Source organism: Mesorhizobium sp. P2_A8 (genome assembly GCF_056404935.1).
In genome coordinates, this window is record NZ_JBFUDB010000008.1 from 165,458 (window position 1) to 191,462 (window position 26,005).

Genomic DNA, 26,005 nt, shown 5'->3' on the forward strand with positions numbered 1-26,005 from the left:
CCATTCTCCAATTTGGAGACGCGGTTTGCGGGCGCTAGAGCAATTCCGGGAAGAATGTGAAGCGGTTTTCCATCCGGAATTGCGTCAAGAAAAAGAGAAAGAGTGGCTCTGGGTTTCCGTGAAACGATGAGCCGCTCTAAAGCGCAACGCGTCTGCGACCTCGGCGCCAAGGCTGTATCAAAGTCAAGACAGAGGACTGCAGCTTGCAGCACCGCATGGTCAAGGCGAGTTGCAGCGAGGCGGATCCGTGATGCGCTGGATTCCTTCGGCTCTTTTTGCTAGCCAGATACGATGAACAATCGACTGCCTCCCGCCTGGTCCAAACATCTGAAAACGTCCTCTGGACCGAAAATCCCGCAGCCGAAAATTGTCCAGTCGAAAGCGAAGCCGCTGTCGCGCGCGCAGGCCGATGACGCGCTGCTCAGGCAGGCACTCGAACTTCAGCAAGCGAATCGGTTGCCGGAGGCGGAGGCGCTGTGTCAGCGTGTATTGGCTGATACTCCTCGACATTCCCTTGCTTTGTATTTGCTGGGAACCTTCGCGCTCGATTTGGATGACGAGAAGGCGATTCGCCATTTTTTGCAGGCGGTGAGGGAAGCACCTCAAAATCCGCACTATCAGCTGACGTTGGCCAAAACCTATTTGAAAGTCGGTGAACATTCGGATGCAATCAGACATTTTGAGCTTGCTTGCGATCTGAAGGCGGACTGGGTCGAAGCGCTGTGTGCCCTTGGCCGCGCCTACACAGAATTCGGCAAGGCCGATCTCGCGGTGCCGCTTTATGAGAAGGCGCTCAAAATCAATGGCAGCCATCCTCTTGTCCGAATGGGGCTGGCCAATGCCCTTGTAAGCCTCGGCCGCATGGATGAGGCGACAACGTATTTGAATGAGGCGATCAGCCATCGCCTGGGTATCGCAGCAGCCTACAACGGCCTTGTTAGCATACGAAAATTCGCCGAAGAGCCGGCGGAACTGAAATCCATTCTGACCGAGTTGAAAAATGCCACACTCGATAGGAAAAGCATACAGCAACTCCATCATGCGGCGGGGAAGGTCCTCAATGATGTCAGGCGCTATGACGAAGCGATGGATCACTTCCAGCAGGCAAAAAAGCTTTCAACATATCGCTTCGACATAGAGTCCTACCGCCGCAGCGTCGATTTCATGATTGAATTGTTCAGCCCGGAGATGTTGGCTGCCAAGGCGGGGCATGGAAGCTCTTCGCAAGTGCCTGTCTTCGTGCTTGGCATGCCGCGTTCGGGTACCACTTTGACCGAGCAAATTCTTGCAAGTCACCCCGATGTCCATGGAGCTGGCGAGCTGACAAAGCTTCGTCGGATCACAAACAGGCTCGCCCCCAAAACGCACTCGCCGGAGGAACTCCGAAGATCGATCCTGGAAATGACGGTCGATCAGTCGAAATCGCTAGCCGAAGAATATCTCACCCATATCAGGCAAAGATCCCCGGATGCTAGGCGGATCGTCGACAAGCTGCCCCACAATTTCGAGCTTATTGGCCTCATAAGGGTGTTGTTTCCCAACGCACGTATCATTCATTGTCGCCGCGATGCTGTTGACAACTGCCTCTCGTGTTATTTTCTGAATTTCAATGAGGACAACGTTTATAACGCCGATCTCCATACACTCGGATTGTATTATCGCGAGTACGACCGGCTTATGCGTCATTGGGACAGGGTTTTTCCCGGGCAAATCCTGCGGAACCGCTATGAGGACATGGTCGCCGACCAGGAAGGGCGATCGCGCCGGTTGGTAGACCATTTGGGTCTGCCTTGGGACGACGCCTGCTTGCGATTCTTTGACAAGGGCGGTTCGGTGAACACATTCAGCCGCTGGCAGGTTCGACAACCGATCTACACCTCGTCCGTCAATCGCTGGAAGAGCTATGGCAGCGCAATCCAGCCGCTGGTCGATGCCTTGGGTGATTTGGCTGGGAACTGACCCAGGCACGCTTGCGTTGGACGCCGGCAAGATTGCGTTGAGTGCCCCGGCCGCTTTGACAAATTCCTGGCTCCCGGTGCTGCAGCCGGGGAGCGGCTCGTTGTGGCAACAAACCTGGGCTCTGTCGGCGGTTTTGCAATTTTGCGAAACTACGCGGCAGTGCGGCTGTTCATCCCGGCACCAAGATCTCAGCCTCGCATCAGGAGACGCATTTCCCCGGGCAACTCAATAGAAAAACCCGGCGGTTGCCCGCCGGGTTTCGATTTCGACAAGTCGAACGTTGTTAGAACGAGCGCTGGAAGCGGAGGAGACCGCCAACGTTGTCCTTCTTGGTCGCGGCAACCCACACCGAGTTGTTGTCGATGGCGCCTTGACCGACGCGCTGCCAGTCGACTTCGGCCGTGACCGTGAAGCCGGGAACGATGTCATAGGCGACGTTCGCAGCGACGCCGATGTCCTTCCAGTCATCATACGACGCCTGGAGGTTGAACGAGGTCTTCGGGTTGAACTTGTAGGTGCCACCGCCCCACACCGCCCAGTTGCCGCCCCACTGCTTGTAGAAGCCGCGGCCGCGTGCATCGATGTTGTTGTTCGGGTCGTTGAGGTTGTCATCCGAGCCGTAGCCGGCCATGGCAAAGAACGACAGGTCGCTGGTGGCGTTGAGGTCCAGGCGGACCTTGCCGGCGACTTCTTCGTAGTTGCTGTCATAAGCGACGACACCGGAGATGCCACCCCAGCCCTGCGTGTACTTCACGCCGCCGACGACATGCGGAACATAGCTATCGATGGTGCCAACCTCACCGGAGCCTTCTTCCAGAGAGGCCACCGCCGAGAAACCGTTGCCGGCGTCGAAGTAGTACTGGATGACGTTGGACTGGAAACCGCCGTACGGGACGATCGTGTCGTTGATGACGTTGCCGGCGTAGCCGATGAACGTATTGAAGGCCGATTCGTCGGCACCGACGCGCAGGCCACCAAGCTGGATATAGGCGAATTCCAAGGCATAGGATTTGTTACCCGCCTGCCAGCCGCTGCCGTTGCGGTTGGGATTCGTCGTACCATCGGGCCCGGAATTATCGCCAAAGTCGCCGTAGTTGTTGCCGAAGTTGAAGCGAAGCTCGGTGTAGGTTTTCAAGGTGCCGAGCTCGGTTTCCTGGCCGGTCCAGGTCTTCAGCGTGAAGCGGGTCTGCTTCCAGTAGCTCGAGTGGTCGTCGCCGGCATTCATGTGGTCCGGGACGTGATTGACGCCATCGAACGAGCCGGCATCGCCCACACCGATGTCCTCACGGATAAAGCCGCCGATGCGCAGGCAGGTTTCGGTGCCGGGGATGTAGAAGTAGCCAGCGCCGTAGACGTCGCAGATCTTGACGTATTCAGCGGGTTCCGGCTCGGCGACGACGACGGCGTCGGCGGCGCGCGCACCGGAAACTGCGATCAGGGCCGCAGCGGAGCCGAGGAGAAGGCTCTTAATGTTCATTTTCTGACCTCCAGTCAGAATCGAACAAAACATCGGTGTTCTCAGTGCATTTTAGCGCCGAATCGCGCGACGCCGCCAGCCAGATATCCGGCTATCTATCTGTTTTTATGGGGTAATTGTTGGAAGTCCGCCTTCGAAGCCGGCAAAAGTGGCGGAGAGGATGGGATTCGAACCCACGAGAAGCTTTTGACCTCTACTCCCTTAGCAGGGGAGCGCCTTCGACCACTCGGCCACCTCTCCGTTGCGCCGCTGGATAAAGAAAAGCGCCGGCACAATCAACAAGCCCGCATCATTATATGGAAAAATAACAACGCACCGAGCTGCGGCTTTTCCCCGATATGGCGGTTCTGCGGCAGTTTCCTGGCGGGCGACTCGGGGCCTTGCCATGATTCCGTCGGCCGATCGCCGGATTCGCCGGCAAACAAGGGGTTGCAAAGGGCCGAAGGTTAACGAGAGCTTTCTGAGTGAGGCCAAATCGTGTCATTTGTGCAACAACGCCAGGGGATAGCAGCCGAACAGCCCTTTCGCCGGTACGATCGTGGTTGAACGCCGCCGGCTCATGGGTAATGTCGATTTCGAAGGAGCGGCGCGGTGCGCATCTTTTTCGGTAGTGGGGATGGGGCAGGGAACGCTGTCCTTCAGCAAAGAATACCCAGACCCGTTTTTTAACTTTTGACTGGAGGTCAGAAAATGAACATTAAGAGCCTTCTCCTCGGCTCCGCTGCGGCTCTGCTCGCAGTTTCCGGTGCGCGCGCCGCCGACGCCGTCGTCGTCGCCGAGCCGGAACCCGCTGAATACGTCAAGATCTGCGACGTCTACGGCGCTGGCTACTTCTACATCCCCGGCACCGAAACCTGCCTGCGCATCGGCGGCTATATCCGTTATGACATCAGCGGCGGCGACATCGGCTCGTTCGATGGCGCGAGAAGCGCAGATCATATGGACTTCGACAGCAACGACACCTGGCGCAAGCGGGCCCGCTTCACGCTGAAGACCTGGACCGGCCAGGAAACCGAACTCGGCACCTTGAAGACCTTCACCGAGACGCGCTTCAACTTCAGCAACCACGGCGCTGATACGAGCCCCTATCTCAACGAAGCCGGCAACGAAGCTGTTTCGCTGAACTTCGCCTGGATCCAGCTCGGTGGTCTCCGCGTCGGTAAGGACGAATCGGCTTACGATACGTTCATCGGTTATGCCGGCAACGTCATCCAGGATACGCTCGTTCCTTACGGCGGCTTCGACACCAACGTCATCCAGTACTACTTCGATGCTGGCAACGGCTTCTCCGCCGTCGTCTCGCTCGAAGAAGGCTATGGAAAATACACGATCGACAGCTACGTTCCGCACGTCGTCGGCGGCGTGAAGTGGACGCAGGGCTGGGGCGCTGTCACCGGCGTCATCGCCTATGACAGCAACTACGAAGAAGTCTCGGGCAAGGTTCGCTTGGACGTGAACGCGTCTGACGCTATCTCGCTGTTCATCATGGCCGGCTACGGCACCGATGACAACCTCACCGACGCGAGCTTGAATTTCCCGGCTGGCGGTCGCGGCATGTACAAGCCGTGGGGCGGCAACTGGGCAGTGTGGGGCGGTGCTACCTACAAGGTCAACGAGAAGACCTCGCTCAACGCTCAGGTGTCGTATGACGAGGACAAGAACCTCGGCGTCGCGGCGAACATCGCCTACGACATCGTTCCGGGCCTCACGGTCACGGCCGAAGTCGACTACGTCAATGAAGGCGACTCCAACTGGACGGGTATCCCGGCTGGCAACGACGACGCCATCGGCGGTATCCTGCGCTTCCAGCGCTCGTTCTAAGGGCTGGTTCCTTAGAGGTGAAATCCAGCCCGGGCGCACAAACGCCCGGGCTGTTTTTGTTTCGTGACTGGGTCAAGGCAAACAGAAGGAACAGGGGGAATCGGTAGCTGAATAGGTCCGTGGGACGATTTCGTGGGATCCGTTGATGGGCGGGTGAAATCACAACCGCGTGATTAAAATCTCTTGAAAGGACGCCTCCAAGCGGATAGGGCTGATCTATCCCACTCGGGGGTGTGGCAAATGATGACGACCGAAGCGATTCAAGAGGGTGAGCCCTCCGATCAATTTTCGATGTTTTCTTCTCAGAATTCCAAGATACGATATAGTTACAACAAGATCAGAGAAGTAAAGTCGTACCGGGTCGGAGAGCTTTTTTTAGCGTACCGGGACATACTATGGGATGATGGGCGGCATAAATACAATGTCAGCTCTTTCATCGGCGAGATAGATGAGCTTCTCCTTGGGGAGCGATTCAGCGCCTTCGACCAGAGTACCCTGGATAACCTTATTGGTACCTTGCGCCAGCGCGGCAACAGCAACGCAACCATCAATCGAAAGATGGCTGCCCTCAGCAAACTGCTGCGCAAGGCTCATAAGATGGGAGATATCCACAGCCTGCCCGAGTTCCGCCGCCAGAAGGAGCGGGCGGGGCGGATTCGTTTCCTGGAGAGGGACGAAGAGGCACGGCTGTTTGCTGCCATAAGGAGCCGTAGCGAGGATGCCTACAGGCTTTCAGTCTTCCTGGTCGATAGCGGATGCCGTCTCGGTGAGGCGCTTGGGCTGATCTGGAACGACATCCAGGAACACCGCGTCAGTTTCTGGATCACCAAATCCGGCCGCAGCCGCACCATTCCGATGACCGAGCGGGTCAAGGAGGTCATCAAGCTGCCAGCCACTGAAGGCCGCCGGCCCAAAGGCCCGTTCACCAAGCTCAGCCAGGCACAATACCGCGCCATCTGGAACGATGCGAAGGCCGAAGTTGGCCTTGGCGCCGACGATCAGGTGGTACCGCACATATTGCGCCACACCTGCGCCTCGCGTCTCGTCCAGGGCGGCATCGACATCCGCCGTGTGCAGATGTGGCTTGGCCACCAGACTCTGTCGATGACCATGCGTTATGCCCATCTGGCTACCAATGATCTCGACGGCTGTGTGGTTGTCCTGGAAACGCCTCGCAGCGATCAACCGGCAAGCGGCGGCGAAGCCTCCGTGTCTTCGTCGCCCGTGACCGCGCCTTCATCCCCGACGGCGGTACGGAAACAGAGGGACGAAGCAGCTGCGGCCTCGCCGAAAGCGCCTCGGAAAAGTTCAAAAGCCAAGTAGGCCGGAAGGCTGGCTTATACTGTTGCGACGACCCCAAGACCTTTTTTGGTCTTGGGGTTTACTTTTGGCTGTACTGTCGCTCGGCTCGATCAAAAAAAGCCGCGATGTCGTGGGGCAGGCTTCCGGTCTCGAGGAATGGCGCATGGCCCTGGCCCTCGACTGTGATCGTCTCCATCATGGAATGATGCTCGCGCATCTGCTGCAACGTGCCTGTGGACAGCAATCGCGAATTGGCGCCGCGTATGGCGAGCAACGGGATCGCGCCCAAAGCGTCGAATTGCGGCCATAGCGACGGCAAGGGCTGCGTCAGGTCGAGACCTGCAACGGTGTCGACCAACTTCGGGTCGAAATCCGGCATCAGGCCTTGATCCGTCTCGCGGTTGAGCGCCCGTACCATCCGTGCCCAATCCGCCTCGGTGAGTGCGGAAAAATCCTGGCCGTGAACGCTGCGCTGGGCATCCATTGCGTCGGTGAAGGTCTTGGGCTTCGGCGCGCGTTCGAGATAGGATTGAATGTGGGCAAGGCCGGCAGGCTCGAGCACCGGCCCGATGTCGTTGAAAACAATGGCTTTCAGCATAGCCGGTTGCATCATGCCGAGCACATGGATGATCAGCCCGCCACGTGATGTGCCGATGAAGGCGGCCGCCTCTATTTCCAATGCCGCAAGCCCGGCGAGAATGTCGCCGGCTTCGACGCCGACATTGTAATGACCGATGTCGGGATCGTAGGCCGACTGTCCGCGCCCGCGATAGTCGAAGGCAACCACTTTGCTCGGAGCCGCAGCTCGGGCCGAAAGATAGAGCGCCAGCTCATGAAAATCCCGGGCGTTGCGGGTCAGGCCGGGCAAGCAGACGACTGGCCAGTGTCCGGAATTCGCTTCTCCATAGACGCGCGCGTGAAGTTTTAGCCCATCCGGCGCGCTGTAGAAAAAGTCGGAAAAACCTTCAGTACTCGACATCTGGATTCTGTCCCTTCCCGTCGCCGGATTGTTTCTCGACAGCTACAGCTGAGGGAAGGTGGGGTCAAATTGGGCTGCGTTGGGTGGGGCGGCCAATCTCGTGCAAAGGGCGAAATTGGCGGCTTCGGCGAAGTCGCCTCTCGAGCGGTCTGCTTCGGTCAGCTACGTCCGTTCACAAGATCCCCGACGATGTCGTATTTGCCGGAAATACGCATCTTGTAGACCTCGTAATTCTCCATCACGCGCTGCACGTAACTTCTTGTTTCCGTGTAGGGAATCCGCTCGATCCAGTCGACGACGGCGTCGATGTCCTTGCCGCGCGGATCACCGTATTTCGCGACCCACTGGCTGGCACGGTTGGGACCGGCATTGTAGCCGGCGAAGGTCAGCACATAGGAGCCGTTGAAGCGATCGAGCTGCTCGCCAAGGAAGGCCGAGCCCAACGTCGCGTTGTAACCGGCGTCGGTGGTCAGTCGTGTCTGCGAGAATTGCAATCCGGCCTTCTTCGCCAATTGCTTGGCGGTGCCCGGCATCAGCTGCAGCAACCCGCGCGCGCCTGCGCTGGACACGGCGCCGATGTTGAATTCGCTTTCCTGGCGGGCGATCGCATAGGCCAGCGCCTTGCCCGAACCGGAAATATTGGCCGAATCGGGAATGACGCCGAGCGGATGCGACAGCGCGCCGACATCGATCCCGCGCGCCCCGGCGATCTTGCCGACTTTCAGCGCCATGAAATGGTTGCCTTGCTTTTCTGCAAGAACGGCGAGCAGCGCCAGTTCGCCAGGGCTGGTCAACTGCCCGGCAAGGTCGCGATAGAGCGTTTCGGCATAGCGGTCGTAGCCGGCCTCCTGCAGCCGCTTGATGGCGCTGACGGCCTCGCGGCCGGCAAAATTCTGCCGGTCGGCGGCGTCAGGCTGCGGGTAGGCGATGTTGAGCGCCTGCCGGCCGACGCGTTCGGCGGCAAGCTGGCCGTAAAATGTCGTGCCGTAGGCGGCAGCGCGCGCAAAATAGTCCTTGGCATTGCCCGGGCCACCGACTTCCGCGGCACGGCCGAGCCAGTAATAGGCGCGCGACAGGGTCATCGGTCCCTGGGCAAGGTCGGCGATGCGCGCGAAATGCGTTGCCGCGGTTTTTGGGTCGTTCAGACCACGCAGCGCATACCAGCCGGCATGGAACTCGGCCTCCGCCGCATTGGTGGCACTTTCGGCGGCATGCGTGGCGACGATCCGGTATGCCGTCTTCATGTCGCCCTGGTCGACCAGCTCGCGCGACAAGACCCGGCGCTCGACCCACCAGGCATCCGGATCGACCAAAGCCTCGCGATCGGTTGGTGCCTGCATCACGACAGCCGCGGCGTCGGCAAAATTCTCTTGCTTGCGCAGATATTCGGCCTGCGCGAAGAAGTAGCCGGCCGAACGTTGCGCCGCCGGCACCGCCTTCAGCAGTTTGGGTGCATTCTTGTCGCCGCGGTCTGCCGCCGCCCAGGCATCTGCAAGCTGCTGGGCGCCGGCGAGACCGGCGACGCGCTGTGCGGAATTCGCCCGGTCGGCATAGAACATGCGCTCCATGCGGAAACGGTGGTCGGCGGCCGGAATCAGGCTGCCGAATTCCTTGATCAGCGCTGTCTCGTCCCTGGCCTCCAGGATCGCGGTGCGCCAGAATGGCGACAGCACTGAACGCGCCGCCTTGGCATTGCCCGACGCCACATAGGCGCGGGCGAGAACCATCACGCCTTCGAATGTCTGCGGCTGGCTGCCGTCGAACGCCCGAATGACGATGTCCGGGGCAGGGTTCTCGCGGTAGAGCGCGCGCTCGCTGTTCTTTCGCAAGGCAACGGTGCCCGGCCAGTTGGGCAGCATCTTCGCGGCGGCGGCGATATCGCCGCTCGGAACCTTGTCGCCGCCGTAAAGCGCGATCGCCCAGGCAAGGATATGCTGGTCGAGCGAGTGGCCGGGAAGGGCATCACGCACGGCACGGGTGCCGGGAATGTCGCCGGCCGCCAGCGCATCCAGCCCGCTCTTCAGCAGCGCGACGCTGGGCGAGGCATCCTGTTGCGTCCTGTCCTGCAGGCCTGGCATCGGGAGGGCCGAGGCGACCTGCACTTCGACGCTGCCGCCGATCGCCATGCCCGGCAAAAGCGCGAGCGTGGCGCCAAGCAGCGCGAAGAGGTGAGGCCGACTGGCCGGCATGGTCTTATGTCTTTCGTCGTCCGGGTATTCTACCAGCAGGCGCGGAGGCCTCGAAGCCTAAACTTAGGTCGTGAAGAGCCCGTAAACAAAGAGTTATCGAGGTCGTTCGAATTGCGCTTGCTGGCACCATGGCAATGCTTGCCGCGCAACAATGTCGAGACTATGGTGCGCCGCTTCGCTTTCGGCTAGAAGGCGCGCACAACAAAACCAGAAGTGCCAAGGAGTTGGACGACATGCTGAGAGGCTCGCTTACTGCGCTCGTGACACCGTTCGAAAAGAGCGGGCGTTTCGACGAGAAAGCCTTTCGCGCGTTCGTCGAGTGGCAGATCGGCGAGGGCACGACGGGCCTGGTCCCGGTCGGCACCACCGGCGAGTCGCCGACGCTGTCGCATGACGAGCACCGACATGTCGTCAAGGTGTGCATCGAGGTGGCCAGGGGCCGGACTCCGGTCGTTGCCGGCGCAGGCTCCAACAACACCGAGGAAGCGGTCGGGCTGGTGCAATATGCCGAGAAGGCCGGCGCGGACGCCGCACTCGTCGTTACGCCCTATTACAACAGGCCGACGCAGCGCGGCCTCTACGCGCATTTCGCCGCTGTCGCCAAGGCGACCAGCCTGCCGATCATCATCTACAACATCCCGCCGCGCTCGGTCATCGACATGAGCCCGGAGACGATGGGCCAGCTGGTGCACGACTTCAAGAACATCATCGGCGTCAAGGATGCCACCGGCAAGGTCGAGCGGGTTTCCGAGCAGCGCGCCACCTGCGGCAAGGATTTCATCCAGCTTTCGGGCGAGGACGCTTCGGCACTCGGCTTCAACGCGCATGGCGGCGTCGGCTGCATTTCGGTAACGTCGAATGTCGCGCCGCGGCTCTGCGCCGAATTCCAGGAAGCCACGCTTTCCGGCGACAGCGCCAAGGCGCTGGACTTGCAGGATCGCCTGCTGCCGCTGCACAAGGCGATCTTCCTCGAGCCCGGCGTTTCCGGCGCAAAATATGCGCTGTCGACGCTGGGCAAGGTCGAGAACGTGTTGCGTTCACCGCTAATGACGGTCGAACAGTCGACCGCCGACAAGATCGATGCGGCGATGAAGCACGCCGGCTTGATAAACTAGGGATGAGGCGCCACCTCTCCACATCATGAATCAAGTCAGAAAAGCCGATCCCAACAACAAGACCGTTGCGGAGAACCGCAAGGCGCGGTTTTCCTATGAGGTGCTCGATACGGTCGAGACCGGCCTGGTGCTGACCGGCACAGAGGTCAAGTCGCTGCGCCAGGGCCAGGCCAACATCCAGGACAGCTATGCCTCGGTCGAAGGCGGCGAGATCTGGCTGATCAATTCCTATCTGCCGGAGTACCTGCAGGCCAACCGCTTCAACCACGAGCCGCGCCGGCGCCGCAAGCTCCTGCTCAACAAGCGCGAGATGGCCAAGCTGGCGCAGAGCGTCGACCGCGAAGGCATGACGCTGGTGCCGCTGAAAATCTATTTCAACGATCAGGGCCGCGCCAAGCTGCTGCTCGCCGTTGGCCGCGGCAAGAAACTGCACGACAAGCGCGAATCCGAGAAACAGCGCGACTGGTCGCGCGAGAAGGGCAGGCTGCTGAAGGAGCGCGGGTAGGCTGGGGGCCATTGGTTTGATGAACCGGATTGTCCTTTTGGGATTGGCCAGCCTGGTTTTGGTGAGCCTCGTCGCCGCTGGCGGCTATCTCTATTTCAGGGCATTCTCGCCGGACCGTAGCAAATATCCGGTCAGGGGCATCGACGTGTCCCACCATCAAGGCCAGATCGACTGGCGCCGCGTGGCCGCCGACGATGTCGCCTTCGCCGTCATCAAGGCGACCGAAGGCGGCGATCATGTCGACGATGCCTTCTCCACCAATCTGCGTGAGGCCCGCGCCGCCGGGCTTGCCGTCGGCGCCTATCATTTCTTCACCTTCTGTCGGCCTGGCGCCGACCAGGCCAAGAATTTCATCTCGGTGGTGCCGCACGATCAGCCCTTGCTGCCGCCGGTTGTCGACATCGAGTTCGGCGGCAATTGTCCACAGCGGCCAACGCCCGAGCAACTGAGCGCCGAGCTCGCCGCGTTCCTCGCTCCGGTCGAGGCCGCATTCGGCAAGCCGGCGATTGTTTACCTGACCGATGAGGCTGAGCAGGCCTATGCGGGGCGCATCGCTGCCCGGCCGCTCTGGCTTCGCTCTTTGCTGCTGCAGCCAGACCGCGACGACTGGGTCTACTGGCAGTACCATAACAAAGGACGCGTCGACGGCATCAACGGCGATGTCGATCTCAATGTGCTGCAGGGTGGACCGGCTGTGTTGGCCGCGCTGTCTGCAGCATCACCGGGACCGATCTCACCGGAAACTCCGCCATCGCGGTGATTCAGGGACATCGCCCGCCGCCGCTTCATGCCGCGGCCTGGGAAGCCTCCGGCGCGAGCGTCACATTCGCATCGCCCCAGATTTTCAGGGCGGTGATCACCGGTTCCAGGCTTCTGCCGCGCGGGGTCAGGCTGTATTCCACCTTCGGCGGCACTTCCGGATAGATCTTGCGGGCAATCAGCCCATCGGCTTCCAGTTCGCGGAGCTGGTTGGTCAGCATGCGCTGCGTGCAGTTCGGAATGCGCCGGCGTATCTCGTTGAAGCGCAGCGTGCCCTCGAACAGATGGTAGAGCACCACGCCTTTCCACTTTCCGTCAATGTAGCGGAGCGTTCCCTCGACGGTGCAACCGGGGCTGCAATCGAATCGCTCATGGCGAATGCGCGGCATGACGGTATCCTTTTCGACACTATGTGCTTTATATGTGCATTCTTGCGCTTGCGGCACATAATCCGCATCTCTGCTCCGAACAATGCTCAACAGCAATCGCGGAGATCGAAAAATGCGCGCCGTCGGCTATCAAATCCCAGCCCCCATCACCGATGAGGCCTCCCTGGTCGACATCGACTTGCCCAAGCCCGAGCCGAAAGGCCGTGAACTGCTGGTCGAGGTGAAGGCAATCTCGGTCAACCCGGTCGACACCAAGGTGCGGCAAAGCGCCAGGCCAGAAGCCGGAGCATGGCGTGTGCTGGGCTGGGACGCCGCCGGCCGGGTCGCCGCGGTCGGTCCGGACGCCACCCTGTTCAAGGCGGGTGATGATGTCTTTTATTCCGGCGCCCTGGCGCCGCAAGGCACCAATGCCGAGTTCCACCGTGTCGATGAACGCCTTGTGGGCCGCAAGCCCGGCTCGCTCGGCTACGCGCAGGCCGCGGCGCTGCCGTTGACCGCGGTCACCGCCTGGGAGGCTCTGTTCGACCGCCTCGATGTCAGCAAGCCTGTCGCGGGCGCGGCGAATGCCATCCTGATCATTGGTGGCGCCGGCGGCGTCGGTTCGATCGCGGTGCAGCTTGCGCGCCAACTGACCGATCTGACAGTGATCGCCACCGCATCGAGGCCCGAGACGCGCGACTGGGCACTTGGGCTCGGCGCCCATCATGTCGTCGATCATTCCAGGCCGCTCGCCGCTGAAGTCGCAGCGCTCGGCATCGGCGCACCAGCCTTTGTGTTCTCGACAACCAACACCGACCGGCACCTGGCCGAGATCGCCGAATTGATCGCGCCGCAAGGCCGTTTCGGACTGATCGACGATCCCAAATCGCTCGACGTCAATCCGTTCAAGCGCAAGAGCATCTCCGTGCATTGGGAGTTCATGTTCACCCGCTCGATGTTCGAGACGCAGGACATGGCGGCGCAGGGAGAGCTCCTCAACGAATTGGCCCGGCTTGTCGACGCCGGGACCATCCGCACGACTCTGGGCGAGACCTTCGGTCCTATCAATGCCGCTAGTCTGAGGCGCGCGCATGCGCTGATCGAGACCGGCAAGGCCAAGGGCAAGATCGTGCTGGAAGGGTTCTGAAGGGCCGCGCTATTTCTGCAGGAACGCCGCGATTTCGCTGAAGACGCTGACGAACATCGCCTCGGTCAGCACACCGGTGTTCGTGTTGTAGCGCGAGCAGTGATAGCTCGAAAACAGCGTGATGCCGCCGGCCGGCAGCTGCCCGCCGTGCTTGAACGGATAGGCTGCGATGCGCCCACCCAGCGCGCGCACGGTCGACTGGTGCGCGATCGATCCCAGCGCCAGCACGGCGCACAAATTGGGAAACTGGGCGATCGTCGGCACCAGGAACGTCCGGCAGGTGGCGATCTCGGCGCCCACCGGCTTGTTCTCCGGCGGCACGCAGCGTACTGCATTGGTGATTGCCGTGCCGACCAGCTCCAGCCCGTCATCGGGTCGCGCCTTGAACTCGCCGCGCGCAAAACCATGCGAAATCAGCGTCGAGTAGAGCAGGTCGCCGGCATAGTCGCCCGTGAAGGGCCGTCCGGTGCGGTTGGCACCGCGCAGGCCGGGCGCCAGCCCGACGATCAGAAGCCGGACGGCATCGTCGCCATCAGGTGGCAGGAAGGTCGGCACCGGCGCGTTGAACCAGGATGGCTCGCGTTGCCGCCATTCGGCGATGAAGTCATGCAGCCGCGGGCAGAGCGGGCAGTCGCGGCCGGGTTCGGAGCGGGAGAGGGCGGTCAAGGCGACCGGCCTCAGTAGTCATCCTCGTCGACTTCGGCCGGCTCGGGCCGACGCACCAGCCGCTCGGACGGATCGCGGCCGACCTCGTTCTTCAGCGTTGTCAGGTCGATGAAATGGTCGGCCTGGCGGCGCAGATCATCGGAGATCATTGGCGGCTGCGAGGCCATGGTCGAAACGATCGACACCTTGCGGCCGCGGCGCTGCAGCGCCTCGACCAGCGTGCGGAAATCGCCGTCGCCGGAAAAGATGACGTAGTGGTCGACGACATCGGCGAGTTCCAGCGCATCGACGGTAAGCTCGATGTCCATATTGCCCTTGATCTTGCGGCGGCCAGTCGAGTCGGTGAATTCCTTCGCCGGCTTGGTGACCACCTTGAAGCCGTTGTAGTCGAGCCAGTCGATCAACGGACGGATCGAGGAGTATTCCTGATCCTCGACCAGCGCGGTGTAGTAGTAAGCGCGCAGCAGATAGCCACGCTTCTGGAAGCTCGACAGAAGCTTGCGATAGTCGATGTCGAAGCCGAGCGCGCGCGAGGTGGCGTAAAGATTGGCGCCGTCGATGAATAGGGCGATTTTTTCACGAGGGTCGAACATGGAAAATAGTCCTTTCGAAATAAGCGGCCGTCTAAACGAAATGCGCTGGCGACTATCGGTCAGGCTCATAATAAACCGGCTGACCTTACCCTATCCGAAATAGCGCCAGTTTCGCGGCAATCCAAGGGCGGTTGCCGCACTGCAAGCAATTGTGATCGGGACGCCGAACCCATGGATGCAGCCTGATTTTGCCGAATCGGGTGTTTAAACGAAGGATTGGGCGCCCAGCGACCCGGCCATTGCCATGATGCTTGTATTTTGGCGGCGTTCGGGTTAAGGACCGCGCCTGTTTTCCATCAAATCCATCGCATGAAAGGGGCAATCCATGGCCCGCGTAACCGTTGAAGATTGCATCGACAAGGTCGACAACCGCTTCGAGCTGGTGCTCCTTGCCGGCCACCGCGCCCGCCAGATCAGCCAGGGCGCGCCGATCACCGTGCCGCGTGACAACGACAAGAACCCGGTCGTGGCGCTGCGCGAGATCGCCGACGAGACACTGTCGCCCGACGACCTCAAGGAAGACCTGATCCACTCGCTGCAGAAGCATGTCGAGGTTGACGAGCCCGAAGCCGATGGCGAGGCGATTGCCGACCAGACCGGCGCCGCCGTCGCGGCCACCGACGCGGATGACGCCGAGGAGAACATCACCTTCGACCGGATGACCGAGGAAGATCTTCTCGCCGGCATCGAGGGCCTGGTGCCCCCGGAAAAGAGCGACGACTACTAAGCGAACCTCTGTTGCGGAGGTCGCTGGAATAATCGTCCAGCACTTCCGTATCGGCAGTTTCGTGGCTATCTATGACATGCGCCGCACAGCAGTGCGGCGCATGATTCATTTCACCGCTGCGAGATCCCGCCCATGATGCGTCAGTATGAGCTTGTCGAGCGCGTTCAGCGCTACAAGCCTGACGTCAACGAGGCGTTGCTCAACAAGGCCTATGTCTATGCCATGCAGAAGCATGGCCACCAGAAGCGCGCTTCCGGCGATCCCTATTTCTCGCATCCGCTCGAAGTCGCAGCCATCCTCACTGAAATGCATATGGACGAAGCGACGATCGCGGTCGCCCTGTTGCACGACACCATCGAGGATACCACGGCGACGCGGGCCGAGATCGACGAGCTGTTCGGGCCCGAAATGGGCAAGCTGGTCGAGGGACTGACCAAGCTCAAGAAGCTCGACCTCGTCTCGAAGAAGGCCGAGCAGGCGGAAAACCTGCGCAAGCTTCTGCTGGCGATTTCGGAAGACGTCCGCGTGCTTCTGGTCAAGCTCGCCGACCGCCTGCACAACATGCGCACCCTCGACCATATGCCGGAGGCCAAGCGCCTGCGCATCGCCGAGGAGACGATGGACATCTACGCGCCGCTGGCCGGGCGCATGGGTATGCAAGGCATGCGCGAGGAGCTGGAGGAGATCGCCTTCCGCTACATCAATCCGGAAGCCTATCGCGCCGTCACCGCCCGGCTCGCCGAAATCTTCGAGCGCAACAAGGATGTGCTGTCCGAGATCGAGAAGGCGCTGTCCACGCTGTTCGAAAAGCATGCGATCAAGGCTGGCGTGAAAAGCCGCCAGAAGAAGCCGTGGTCGGTGTTTCGCAAGATGGAGGCCAAGGCGCTGTCCTTCGAACAGCTGTCCGACATTTTCGGCTTCCGCGTCGTCGTCGAGACGGTCGAGGATTGCTACCGGGCGCTTGGCGCCATCCACACGACGTGGTCGATGGTGCCCGGCCGCTTCAAGGATTACATCTCGACGCCGAAGCAGAACGACTACCGGTCGATCCACACCACCATTGTCGGGCCGTCGCGCCAGCGCGTCGAACTGCAGATCCGCACCCACCAGATGAACAAGATCGCCGAATACGGCGTCGCCGCGCATTCGATCTACAAGGATACCGGCGGCAAGACGAACGGTGCCGCCCACGCGATCTCGAAGGAGACCAACGCCTATGCCTGGCTGCGGCGCACCATCGAGCAGCTTGCCGAGGGTGACAATCCCGAAGACTTTCTCGAAAACACCAAGCTGGAACTGTTCCAGGACCAGGTGTTCTGCTTCACCCCGAAAGGCATGCTGATTGCCTTGCCGCGCGGTGCCACGCCCATCGACTTTGCCTATGCGGTGCACACCGATGTCGGCGACACCTGCGTCGGCGCCAAGGTCAATGGCCGCATCATGCCGCTGATGACGGAACTGAAGAACGGCGACGAGGTCGAGATCATCCGCTCCAAGGCGCAGGTGCCGCCGGCGGCGTGGGAATCGGTCGTCGTCACCGGCAAGGCGCGCTCGGCGATCCGCCGCGCCACCAAGAATGCCATCCGTAAGCAGTATTCGGGTCTCGGCATTCGCATCCTGGAACGCGCCTTCGAACGCGCCGGCAAGACCTTCACCAAGGAAAGCCTGAAGCAGGTGCTGCACCGGCTGGCGCGCAAGGACATCGAGGACGTGCTGGCCTCGGTTGGCCGCGGCGAGCTTGCGTCCACCGATGTCATGAAGGCGGTGTTCCCCGACTACAAGGACGAGCGCGTCACCACGGCCGCGCCCAAGCAGCGCGAGGAAGGCTGGTCGAAGATCCGCAACGCCGCGGGCATGCTGTTCCAGATTCCGGGCCGTGCCGCGCGCAAGGACAAGGACCAGCCGCGCGATGGCGCGGTGCCGATCCGCGGCGTACGTGGCGACCTGCCGGTGCGTTTCGCGCCGGAAGGAGCGGTTCCCGGCGACCGCATCGTCGGCATCGTCCAGCCGGGCACTGGCATCACCATCTATCCGATCCAGTCACCGGCGCTGCAGGCCTTCGACGACCAGCCCGAACGCTGGATCGACGTGCGCTGGGACATTGACGAGCGCACCAAGGAACGGTTTCCGGCGCGCGTCTCGGTCACCGCCATCAATGCGCCGGGTTCGCTCGCCGATATCGCCCAGGTCGTTGCCTCGAACGACGCCAACATCCATACGCTGTCGATGGTGCGTACCGCGCCCGACTTCACCGAAATGCTGATCGATCTCGAAGTCTGGGATCTGAAGCACCTCAACCGGCTGCTGTCGCAGCTCAAGGACAATTCGAGCGTCAGCGATGCAAGGCGCGTCAACGGCTAGACCATGATCCCGAAAAGTGGGGACCGGTTTTCGGAAAAGATCATGGTCAATCAAAAAGAGGCAGAAATGAACACCGATGAAGTGCTGGGCATTTTCCGCGAGGCCGGTGCTGTTCTCGAAGGGCATTTCATTTTGACCTCGGGCCTGAGAAGCCCGGTCTTCCTGCAGAAGGCACGCGTGTTCATGCATGCCGACAAGACCGAGCGGCTGTGCAAGGCGTTGGCCGAAAAGATCCGCGCTGGCGTGCCGGGCAAGATCGATTATGTCGTCGGTCCGGCGATAGGCGGGCTGATCCCGGCCTACGAGACGTCGCGCCACCTCGGCGTGCCGGCCATCTGGGTCGAGCGGGAAGGAGGCGAGTTCCGCCTGCGCCGCTTCGAGATCGCCAGAGGCGCGCGTGTCGTCATCGTCGAGGATATCGTCACCACCGGCCTGTCGATCCGCGAGACCATCGAGTGCCTGCGCGAGCTTGGCGCCGAAGTGGTTGCCGCCGCCTGCATCATCGACCGTTCAGCCGGCAAGACCCATGTCGGCGTGCCGCTGATCGCGCTCGCCGAATATGAGGTTCCGGCCTATCCGGCCGACCGTTTGCCGCCGGAACTCGCCGCCATCCCGGCGATCAAGCCCGGCAGCCGCAATATCTGACGGCGAGGCGGAAATGATCGCCGGCATCGATCATTTCGTACTGACGGTGGCTTCACTGGAAGTGACCTGCACTTTCTATCAGCGCGTGCTGGGTTTTGAGCGCATCGATGCGCTGGGCCGGCCGACAGCGCTGGCTTTCGGCACACAGAAGATCAATGTGCATGAGGTCGCCCGTACCTTCGAGCCAAAGGCCAAGTCGCCCACGCCCGGCTCGGGCGACTTCTGCCTGATCACGGATCGGCCACTGAGCGAGGTCTGCGATCGTCTCGCGGCCAATGGCGTGGTCGTGGAACTCGGGCCGGTCGAACGCGTCGGCGCCCGAGGTCCGATGATCTCGGTCTATTTCCGCGACCCGGACGGCAATCTGGTCGAGGTCAGCGAATATTTGCCGTAGGCCGGCGACCGCGTCGATCCCGCGCCTTTCGGCGACGCGACAATGCCGGTTCCTTAAATTCGCCGCGATTGTCCAATGTTCGAAGCGAGGAATGCCGACCCGATAGGGCGGCAATAAGCGCGCCTCACAGGCGGTGTTTGGTTGTTCTTCCGCTAGCGCGTCGTTATATCAAGGTTGCGATTGCCATTGGGTGATCGTCAAGCGCAAGATGTGTTGCCACGCCCGGCTGAAAGTGCCGGCGCGAGAGCTGTGGACGGGTATAGGGTGCTTTTTCGACGCCGCAAGCCTGATGGCCTTTTCGAGCGGGTGCGTACCTATCTGTGGCCGCGCCGCTCGTTTTCGCGTTCGTTTCAGTATTTGTCCAAGCGCATCCTGCGGCTGAAGGCCACGCCACACGCGGTGGCTGCCGGCGTCGCGGCCGGTGTCTTTGCCTCGTTTTTTCCCGTCGGTTTCCATTTTGTCATTGCCTTCGTCCTGTGCTGGGTGATCGCCGGCAATTTGGTGGCTGCGGCCCTCGGCGCGGTGTTTTTCGGCAACCCGCTGACCTTTCCGCTGCTGTGGGGGGCCTCCTGGGAAACCGGTAAGCTGATCCTGCATGACCGTCTACCGGCGCATGGCCCGCCGGCGCATCTGGGCGAGATGCTGCACAAGCTTTCCTTCGCGCAATTGTGGAAACCCGTGCTTGAGCCGATGCTGATCGGCGCGGTGCCGCTCGGGCTGGTGTTCGGCCTCCTGTTCTACGCCATCACGCGCTGGGGCATGAACGCTTTCCGCGAGCAGCGTCGCAAGCGCCTTGCCGAGCGCGCAAGCCGGCATGGGCACTCGTCTCACCCCGGCGGAACCATCGGTTCCGCCGCACGATGATCATCGGCATCGGCAGCGACCTGATCGATATCAGACGCATCGAAAAGTCGCTGGAGCGTCACGGCCAGCGCTTCATCCAGAGAATCTATACGGAGATCGAGCAGGCCCGCTCCGAGAACCGCCGGGCACGTGCGGCGTCCTACGCCAAGCGCTTCGCCGCCAAGGAGGCCTGCGCCAAGGCGCTGGGCACCGGTCTGGCGCAAGGTGTGTTCTGGCGCGACATGGGTGTCGTCAACCTGCCCAGCGGCGCGCCGACCATGGCGCTGACGGGAGGGGCACGGGCGCGGCTGGACAAAATCCTGCCAAAGGGCCATCGGGCGGCAATCCACCTCACCATCACCGATGATTTCCCGCTCGCTCAAGCCTTTGTGATCATCGAGGCGTTGCCCGTCGAAGAAGCGCCACATTGATTGCATCTGACGACCGGCACGACGTTGCCCAGTGCGCGCCGAGACTCTATACCATCCAACGCACAATCGAGGACGACATGAGCGTGGCTGAAAAATCTGAGAAGAAATCCGGCGGCCTTGGCGAGACCGTCAGCGTCATCGTCCAGGCGCTTTTGCTCGCCCTGGTCATCCGCACGCTGTTGTTCCAGCCCTTTTCGATCCCGTCGGGATCGATGCGGCCGACGCTCCTGGAAGGCGACTATCTGTTCGTCACCAAATGGTCCTACGGCTATTCCCGCTACTCGCTGCCTTTCGGCCCCGACATCTTTTCGGGTCGCATCTGGGGCTCCGCGCCGAAGCGCGGCGACGTGGTGGTGTTCAAGTTCCCTCCTGATCCGTCTGTCGACTACATCAAGCGCGTGGTCGGCCTGCCGGGCGACAAGATCCAGGTCAAGGACGGCCAGCTGTTCATCAACGGCGTTGGCGTGCCGCGCGTGAAAACCGGCCAGATCGACAATCCCGACATCACCGAGGAATCGCGCCCGATCGATGTCTACCGGGAGACCTTGCCCAACGGCGTCAGCTACGACACGCTCGACCTGAATTCGAACTCGATCGGCGACAACACCCGCGAATTCGACGTGCCGGCCGGCCATTATTTCATGATGGGCGACAACAGGGACAATTCCGCCGACAGCCGTTTCACCGTCGGCTACGTTCCCGAAGAAAATCTGGTTGGCCGCGCCAATCTTGTTTTCTTCTCGATCGCCGGCAAGGCGAGCCCGCTCGAAATCTGGAAATGGCCGTCGCTGATGCGCGCTTCGCGCCTGTTCCACTTCGTCAATTGATGGCTTTGAAGCGCCCGACAGGTGAAACACTGGCCGGTTTGGTGAAGGCCAAGACCGGCCATGTCTTCAAGGACCTCCGGTTGCTTGAGACCGCATTGACGCATTCCAGCGCGGTCAAGGCGGCCAGCAACAATCAGCGTCTCGAATTCCTTGGCGATCGCGTGCTTGGGCTCGTGGTCGCCGATATGCTTTTCGAAAAGTTTCCTGACGCACCGGAGGGTGAGATCGCGCCCCGCTTCAATGCGCTGGTGGATGCCAAAACGTGCTCCGAAATCGGCATCGAAATGCAGCTGGAGGATCTGGTCCGGGCCGACGCTGCCTTGAAGACGCGATCGCGTGGCTCGGGCGGAAACTATCTGGCGGATGCGGTCGAAGCCCTGATCGCGGCGGTTTATGTTGACGGTGGCATCGACGCCGCGCGGCGCTTCGTCCTGCGTTACTGGGAGCCGCGCTCGCGCACGGTTGTGGCAAAGCCGCTCAATCCGAAATCCGATTTGCAGGAATGGATTGCCAAGACCAGCGACGCGCGCCCCGAATATGTAATCGAAAAGCGTGAAGGGCCTGATCACCAGCCGGTCTTCACGGTGTCCTTGCAAGTCAACGGCTTTGCGCCTTCTATTGGCACGGGCGGCTCGCGCAGGGCCGCGGAAGAAGCGGCAGCCTCGGCATTTCTTTTGCGCGAAGGCGTCTGGGCAAACGCATCGGCCCAAAAATCGGAGTCGGTTTTTGGAAAGCACGATGCGTAGATTCAAAGTTTTAGAGCGTCCTTTTCGCGTCCAAGTGGACGCGCGGCACTCTAATGAAGGGAGCGCGGCATGACCGCCACCGAAGAGCCGGCTACGGAAGCTGTCGTCACGCACTCCGGCTTTGTCGCCCTGATCGGGGCCCCCAATGCGGGCAAGTCTACACTGGTCAACCAACTGGTCGGTGCCAAGGTGTCGATCGTCACGCACAAGGTGCAGACGACCCGTGCCATCGTGCGTGGCATCGCCACGCATGACAATGCGCAGATCGTCTTCGTCGACACGCCGGGCATCTTCAAGCCCAAGCGGCGGCTCGACACCGCGATGGTGACCACTGCCTGGGGCGGCGCCAAGGATGCCGATATCGTGCTGCTTTTGATCGACGCCGAGCGCGGCATCAGGGGCGATGCCGACGCCATCCTCGAACGGCTGAAGGATGTCCGCCAGCCGATGGTCCTGATCCTCAACAAGGTCGATCGCGTCAAGCACGAGGCGCTGCTGGCCCTGTCGGCGGCAGCAAACGAAAGGGTGCCGTTCAAGCGCACCTTCATGGTCTCCGCGCTGACCGGTTCCGGCTGCAAGGACGTGCTCGATTATCTCGCCGAAACCCTGCCGGCCGGTCCCTGGTACTATCCGGAAGACCAGATTTCAGACCTGCCGATGCGCCAGCTGGCGGCCGAGATCACCCGCGAGAAGCTTTATCTCAGGTTGCATCAGGAACTGCCCTATTCCTCCCATATCGAGACCGAGAAATGGGAAGAGAAGAAGGACGGCTCGGTGCGCATCGACCAGACCATCTATGTCGAGCGCGACAGCCAAAAGAAGATCGTGCTCGGCCACAAGGGCGAGACCATCCGCGCCATCGGCCAGGCGGCGCGCATGGAGATAGCAGGCATCCTCGAACAGAAGGTGCACCTTTTCCTGTTCGTCAAGGTGCGCGAGAACTGGGGCGACGACCCCGAGCGCTACCGCGAGATGGGGCTTGAGTTTCCGCGCTAGAACAATTCCAGGGAAAAGTGTGACGCGGTTTTCCGTCCGGAATTGCGTCGAAACAAGTGAGCAATTCCAGGAAAAGTGTGACGCGGTTTCCCCTCCGGAATTGCGTCGAAACAAGTGAGCAATTCCAGGAAAAGTGTGAAGCGGTTTTCCGTCCGGAATTGCGTCGAAACAACTGGGTCCATGGACAGCAAGCCGAACATCGACAAAGCACTTGTCAGCCGGTTGATCGCCACGCAATTTCCACGTTGGAAGAATCTTGCGGTCAACGCGCTGGGTCAAGGGCTGGCGCATCCGGGCCGCCGTTCCGGCCTCGGACACCGCGCTGATTGCGAGCCTAGGCGGCGCCAGCGGCGGCGAGCTGTGTCCTTGGCCGGCGGACGAAGCTTTCGGTGCCGTAATGTGCGACGATGGCGACGGCGATGATCGCCCAGATGGCCACGCCGATCCACTGCTGCTGCACATAGTCGCCACCGGTGAACACCTTGCCGAGGAACCGCACGCTGTTCTGGTGTGTCACGTGCATAATGAAGGCGAGGAGCACGCTGCCGGTGTTCTGATAGAGCCAGGTGAACACAATTCCCGCCAGCACGACGTTGATCGTGCCGAAGAGGCTGAGGTCGCCGACCAGGCCGAGCGGAAAGTGCCAGATGGCCCAGATCGTGCCGAGGATCAGGCTGCTGGTCAGTGCTGAATGGCTGGCGAGCAGGCGTGGCGTCGCAAAACCGCGCCAGCCGGGCTCCTCACCGAGCGGGCCGCTGAAGACTGCATACAGCGCGATGATCGGCAACATTTCGGAGAGGGCCGGAATGTTGCTCCAGGTCGGTGCTGCCGCGCCGAACAGCGGATTGATCAGGATCGAGACCAACTGCGTTCCGAAGGGCAGGCCGAATGCCACCAGGTACCAAAACGGGTGCACCCGCCATTTCACCATCGAGGCGAGGATGGCCTTGACCGAACTCCAGCCGCCGGACAGGGCCGCGACGATGATGCCGGCGACCATCGGGCCGAAGGTGAACCAGGGAATGCTGTCGCCATCCGACAGCCAGAACGGGATGAAAGTCAGCCAGGTGAGGCCAAGCGCAAGCGAAAAGAAGGCGGTCAGCTGGTGCCTTCGCACCAGGCTCGGGACGGAGATCATGTCAGATCCTCTCGGCGGGCAGATTGGTCATGAGAGGTCGCCGGGCTGCCCGATCGGTCGACTTGCATCTGGAACGGGCCAGCCGAATTGCTCGGCAGGCCATGTCGACCGCTTCGGCCTACCCGTCCTTATTGGCGCCAGCACGGCCAAAAATCCCGAGCGGTTTCTGAAAGATTTCCGATATTTCCATAGGGCAGGGCCGATGTCGCTCGGCTGTCGCGTCGTTACGGGATTGGCGCGCGGCCAGCTCACATAGGTTCGTCTTCAACAGTTGGCCGCTGTCACAATCGGCAACGCCACGGCGCTTCGGTGAGTTTCGATCGCCCCGGCAAAAGCATAATCGGCCGGGCAGGCATCGCCCGGCAGTTCGGCGCAACGCCAGAACACGATTTGGTGGACGGACACCACCTGATGGTTGGCGGATGAAAAAATATCCAGGTGGTTTTCACTGAAAATAGGCGGATATTCCACATATAGGGCGCAATTGTAGAAATATCACGCATCAAAAGGTAGTTAGCCATGAAACTATCGGAGTATATATTGAATGTATGACGTTGTGCCAATTGTGCCAATTGTTATAGTTGTAAGTGTTATTTGTGCAACACAGAGTTAATCTGTTTTTTGAATCGTATTTATTTCAGGAATCGTCATTGAAGGCAGAAGATCGATGGGTATGTTCGCCGCTGAAAAGGGCGAGCGGTGCTGGCCTTTTTCGTTGTGGGGGTGAGGCGGGAAAACATTGCCGCCAGCCACAAATCCGAAGCCATTTAAAACTATGACTGGAGAGGTCAGAAAATGAACATCAAGAGCCTTCTTCTCGGCTCAGCCGCGGCCCTGATCGCGGTCAGCGGCGCACGCGCGGCTGACGCTGTCGTCGAACCGGAACCGGCCGAATACGTCAAGATCTGCGACGTCTACGGCGCCGGCTACTTCTACATCCCGGGCACCGAGACCTGCCTACGCATCGGCGGCTATGTCCGTTATGACATCGGCGTCGGCGATGCCGGCTCGCTCGATGGTGTCAACCATGTCCCTGACCACCAGAGCGCCGGCGACACGCACTCGACCTACTACAAGAACACCCGCTTCACGCTGAAGACCTGGACCGGTCAGGAGACCGAGCTCGGTACCTTGAAGACCTACACCGAGACCCGCTTCAACTACGGCAACAGCAGCGGCGACTATCTCAATCAAGCCGCCTCCAATGCGGACGACTGGCAAGGCCGTAACAAGTCTCTCTCGCTGCGTTTCGCCTGGATTCAGCTCGGCGGCCTGCGCGTCGGCAAGGACGATACGGCTTTCGATACGTTCATCGGCTATGCCGGCAACGTCATCCAGGATACGCTGGTTCCGTATGGCGGGCAGGAGAGCAACGTCGTTCAGTACTACTTCGACGCAGGCAACGGCTTCACGGGGTTGGTCTCTCTCGAAGAAGGCGCCGGCAAGGTTGGCACCATCGACAGCTATGTTCCGCATGTCGTCGGCGGCGTGAAGTACAAGGGCGACTGGGGTGCGGTCACCGGCGTCGTCGCCTATGACAGCAATTACGAGGAAGTAGCCGGCAAGGTCCGTTTGGACGTCAATGTCAGCAAGGACCTGACGTTGTTCATCATGGGCGGCTACGGCACGGACGACAACCTCAACGACAATGCCGGCAACGCCATCGATGCCAACGGTCGCGGCTTCTACAAGCAGTGGGGCGGCAACTGGGCAGTCTGGGGCGGCGGCACCTACAAGTTCAACGCCAAGACTTCATTCAACGCCCAGGTCTCTTATGACGACTGGAAGAACCTCGGCATCGCCGCGAACGTTGCCTATACCGTTGTGCCCGGCCTTACGGTCACGGCTGAAGTTGATTACCTCAATGCTGGAAAGTTCGGCGACGCCGACTTCAACAACTGGACCAAGGCCAACAAGAAGAGCAGCGTCGGTGGCATTCTCCGCTTCCAGCGCTCGTTCTAACGGATAGACTGACCTTACCAGGCCGCCCGCAGCGATATGCTGCGGGCGGTTTTTT

25 protein-coding genes and 1 tRNA gene are annotated in these 26,005 nt (G+C 61.0%); 17 read left to right on the forward strand and 9 right to left on the reverse strand.

Annotated features, from left to right (window positions below; all coding sequences use genetic code 11):
- Positions 1 to 291 precede the first annotated feature (291 nt).
- Complete coding sequence (locus AC1D10_RS23580; protein ID WP_477276093.1) at positions 292 to 1,959, forward strand: tetratricopeptide repeat-containing sulfotransferase family protein; 1,668 nt, start codon at positions 292 to 294, stop codon at positions 1,957 to 1,959.
- Between the two features lie 283 nt (positions 1,960 to 2,242).
- On the opposite strand, the gene AC1D10_RS23585 is transcribed toward AC1D10_RS23580, so the two are convergent.
- On the reverse strand, positions 2,243 to 3,436 hold the full coding sequence (locus AC1D10_RS23585; RefSeq protein ID WP_477276095.1) for a porin: 1,194 nt from the start codon (positions 3,434 to 3,436) through the stop codon (positions 2,243 to 2,245).
- Positions 3,437 to 3,585: 149 nt separating this feature from the next.
- A tRNA-Ser gene (locus AC1D10_RS23590) sits at positions 3,586 to 3,676 on the reverse strand.
- A 450-nt stretch (positions 3,677 to 4,126) separates the two neighbouring features.
- Between AC1D10_RS23590 and AC1D10_RS23595 the strand changes: the two genes are divergently transcribed.
- Together AC1D10_RS23595 and AC1D10_RS23600 are read left to right on the forward strand one after the other, a co-directional pair.
- The gene (locus tag AC1D10_RS23595) at positions 4,127 to 5,257 is read left to right on the forward strand and encodes a porin (RefSeq protein ID WP_477276097.1); all 1,131 of its coding nucleotides are present in this window, start codon (positions 4,127 to 4,129) and stop codon (positions 5,255 to 5,257) included.
- A gap of 240 nt (positions 5,258 to 5,497) precedes the next feature.
- Positions 5,498 to 6,580, forward strand: coding sequence for a tyrosine-type recombinase/integrase (locus tag AC1D10_RS23600; protein WP_477276099.1), 1,083 nt, complete (start codon positions 5,498 to 5,500; stop codon positions 6,578 to 6,580).
- A gap of 58 nt (positions 6,581 to 6,638) precedes the next feature.
- Here the strand turns inward: AC1D10_RS23600 and AC1D10_RS23605 are convergent, their stop codons facing one another.
- Both AC1D10_RS23605 and AC1D10_RS23610 read right to left on the reverse strand, forming a co-directional pair.
- Positions 6,639 to 7,538 carry an alpha/beta fold hydrolase gene (locus AC1D10_RS23605; protein ID WP_477276101.1) on the reverse strand — a complete coding sequence of 300 codons (900 nt, stop codon included), beginning with the start codon at positions 7,536 to 7,538 and terminating at the stop codon, positions 6,639 to 6,641.
- 158 nt (positions 7,539 to 7,696) lie between these two features.
- Entirely contained in the window at positions 7,697 to 9,727 is a 2,031-nt protein-coding gene (locus tag AC1D10_RS23610; RefSeq protein WP_477276103.1) for a lytic transglycosylase domain-containing protein, read from the reverse strand.
- Between the two features lie 233 nt (positions 9,728 to 9,960).
- On the opposite strand from AC1D10_RS23610, the gene dapA reads away from it, so the two are divergent.
- From dapA to AC1D10_RS23625, 3 genes are read left to right on the forward strand one after another with little or no spacing between them, the layout of a single operon-like run.
- Positions 9,961 to 10,842 carry a 4-hydroxy-tetrahydrodipicolinate synthase gene (dapA, locus tag AC1D10_RS23615; protein WP_477276105.1) on the forward strand — a complete coding sequence of 294 codons (882 nt, stop codon included), beginning with the start codon at positions 9,961 to 9,963 and terminating at the stop codon, positions 10,840 to 10,842.
- 25 nt (positions 10,843 to 10,867) lie between these two features.
- A complete protein-coding gene (smpB, locus tag AC1D10_RS23620) occupies positions 10,868 to 11,347 on the forward strand; it encodes an SsrA-binding protein SmpB (RefSeq protein ID WP_477276107.1) in 480 nt (159 codons plus the stop codon).
- A gap of 16 nt (positions 11,348 to 11,363) precedes the next feature.
- Entirely contained in the window at positions 11,364 to 12,107 is a 744-nt protein-coding gene (locus tag AC1D10_RS23625) for a glycoside hydrolase family 25 protein (RefSeq protein WP_477276109.1), read from the forward strand.
- 25 nt (positions 12,108 to 12,132) lie between these two features.
- Here the strand turns inward: AC1D10_RS23625 and AC1D10_RS23630 are convergent, their stop codons facing one another.
- Entirely contained in the window at positions 12,133 to 12,495 is a 363-nt protein-coding gene (locus AC1D10_RS23630; protein ID WP_477276111.1) for a winged helix-turn-helix transcriptional regulator, read from the reverse strand.
- 112 nt (positions 12,496 to 12,607) lie between these two features.
- Here AC1D10_RS23630 and AC1D10_RS23635 point away from each other — a divergent pair, with 112 nt between their 5' ends.
- Entirely contained in the window at positions 12,608 to 13,621 is a 1,014-nt protein-coding gene (locus AC1D10_RS23635) for a zinc-binding alcohol dehydrogenase family protein (protein ID WP_477276112.1), read from the forward strand.
- A 9-nt stretch (positions 13,622 to 13,630) separates the two neighbouring features.
- On the opposite strand, the gene AC1D10_RS23640 is transcribed toward AC1D10_RS23635, so the two are convergent.
- Together AC1D10_RS23640 and AC1D10_RS23645 are read right to left on the reverse strand one after the other, a co-directional pair.
- Complete coding sequence (locus AC1D10_RS23640; RefSeq protein WP_477276114.1) at positions 13,631 to 14,287, reverse strand: uracil-DNA glycosylase; 657 nt, start codon at positions 14,285 to 14,287, stop codon at positions 13,631 to 13,633.
- Positions 14,288 to 14,298: 11 nt separating this feature from the next.
- Entirely contained in the window at positions 14,299 to 14,880 is a 582-nt protein-coding gene (locus tag AC1D10_RS23645) for a LabA-like NYN domain-containing protein (RefSeq protein ID WP_477276116.1), read from the reverse strand.
- A 325-nt stretch (positions 14,881 to 15,205) separates the two neighbouring features.
- Here AC1D10_RS23645 and rpoZ point away from each other — a divergent pair, with 325 nt between their 5' ends.
- The 9 genes from rpoZ (at position 15,206) to era (ending at position 22,850) form a co-directional block, all read left to right on the forward strand.
- A complete protein-coding gene (rpoZ, locus tag AC1D10_RS23650) occupies positions 15,206 to 15,607 on the forward strand; it encodes a DNA-directed RNA polymerase subunit omega (protein ID WP_095086596.1) in 402 nt (133 codons plus the stop codon).
- A 132-nt stretch (positions 15,608 to 15,739) separates the two neighbouring features.
- Positions 15,740 to 17,968, forward strand: a complete 2,229-nt coding sequence (locus AC1D10_RS23655) for a RelA/SpoT family protein (RefSeq protein WP_379106128.1) — start codon at positions 15,740 to 15,742, stop codon at positions 17,966 to 17,968.
- Positions 17,969 to 18,034: 66 nt separating this feature from the next.
- The gene (gene pyrE, locus AC1D10_RS23660) at positions 18,035 to 18,613 is read left to right on the forward strand and encodes an orotate phosphoribosyltransferase (protein WP_379106130.1); all 579 of its coding nucleotides are present in this window, start codon (positions 18,035 to 18,037) and stop codon (positions 18,611 to 18,613) included.
- Positions 18,614 to 18,626: 13 nt separating this feature from the next.
- Positions 18,627 to 19,007, forward strand: coding sequence for a VOC family protein (locus tag AC1D10_RS23665; protein ID WP_477276118.1), 381 nt, complete (start codon positions 18,627 to 18,629; stop codon positions 19,005 to 19,007).
- Positions 19,008 to 19,271: 264 nt separating this feature from the next.
- The gene (locus AC1D10_RS23670) at positions 19,272 to 19,871 is read left to right on the forward strand and encodes a DUF2062 domain-containing protein (RefSeq protein WP_477276120.1); all 600 of its coding nucleotides are present in this window, start codon (positions 19,272 to 19,274) and stop codon (positions 19,869 to 19,871) included.
- Complete coding sequence (gene acpS, locus AC1D10_RS23675; RefSeq protein WP_477276122.1) at positions 19,868 to 20,281, forward strand: holo-ACP synthase; 414 nt, start codon at positions 19,868 to 19,870, stop codon at positions 20,279 to 20,281. Before AC1D10_RS23670 ends, acpS begins: the two co-directional genes overlap by 4 nt.
- Before the next feature lie 77 nt (positions 20,282 to 20,358).
- Positions 20,359 to 21,108: a signal peptidase I gene (gene lepB / locus AC1D10_RS23680; protein WP_379106136.1), complete on the forward strand. Its 750-nt coding sequence runs from the start codon at positions 20,359 to 20,361 to the stop codon at positions 21,106 to 21,108.
- The gene (gene rnc / locus AC1D10_RS23685; RefSeq protein WP_477276627.1) at positions 21,108 to 21,854 is read left to right on the forward strand and encodes a ribonuclease III; all 747 of its coding nucleotides are present in this window, start codon (positions 21,108 to 21,110) and stop codon (positions 21,852 to 21,854) included. Before lepB ends, rnc begins: the two co-directional genes overlap by 1 nt.
- 69 nt (positions 21,855 to 21,923) lie before the next feature.
- Positions 21,924 to 22,850 carry a GTPase Era gene (gene era, locus AC1D10_RS23690; RefSeq protein ID WP_477276124.1) on the forward strand — a complete coding sequence of 309 codons (927 nt, stop codon included), beginning with the start codon at positions 21,924 to 21,926 and terminating at the stop codon, positions 22,848 to 22,850.
- A gap of 334 nt (positions 22,851 to 23,184) precedes the next feature.
- On the opposite strand, the gene AC1D10_RS23695 is transcribed toward era, so the two are convergent.
- Together AC1D10_RS23695 and AC1D10_RS23700 are read right to left on the reverse strand one after the other, a co-directional pair.
- Positions 23,185 to 23,988, reverse strand: a complete 804-nt coding sequence (locus tag AC1D10_RS23695; protein ID WP_477276126.1) for a CPBP family intramembrane glutamic endopeptidase — start codon at positions 23,986 to 23,988, stop codon at positions 23,185 to 23,187.
- A gap of 264 nt (positions 23,989 to 24,252) precedes the next feature.
- A complete protein-coding gene (locus tag AC1D10_RS23700) occupies positions 24,253 to 24,459 on the reverse strand; it encodes a hypothetical protein (RefSeq protein WP_477276128.1) in 207 nt (68 codons plus the stop codon).
- Positions 24,460 to 24,783: 324 nt separating this feature from the next.
- Here AC1D10_RS23700 and AC1D10_RS23705 point away from each other — a divergent pair, with 324 nt between their 5' ends.
- A complete protein-coding gene (locus AC1D10_RS23705) occupies positions 24,784 to 25,950 on the forward strand; it encodes a porin (RefSeq protein ID WP_477276130.1) in 1,167 nt (388 codons plus the stop codon).
- Positions 25,951 to 26,005: the final 55 nt, after the last annotated feature.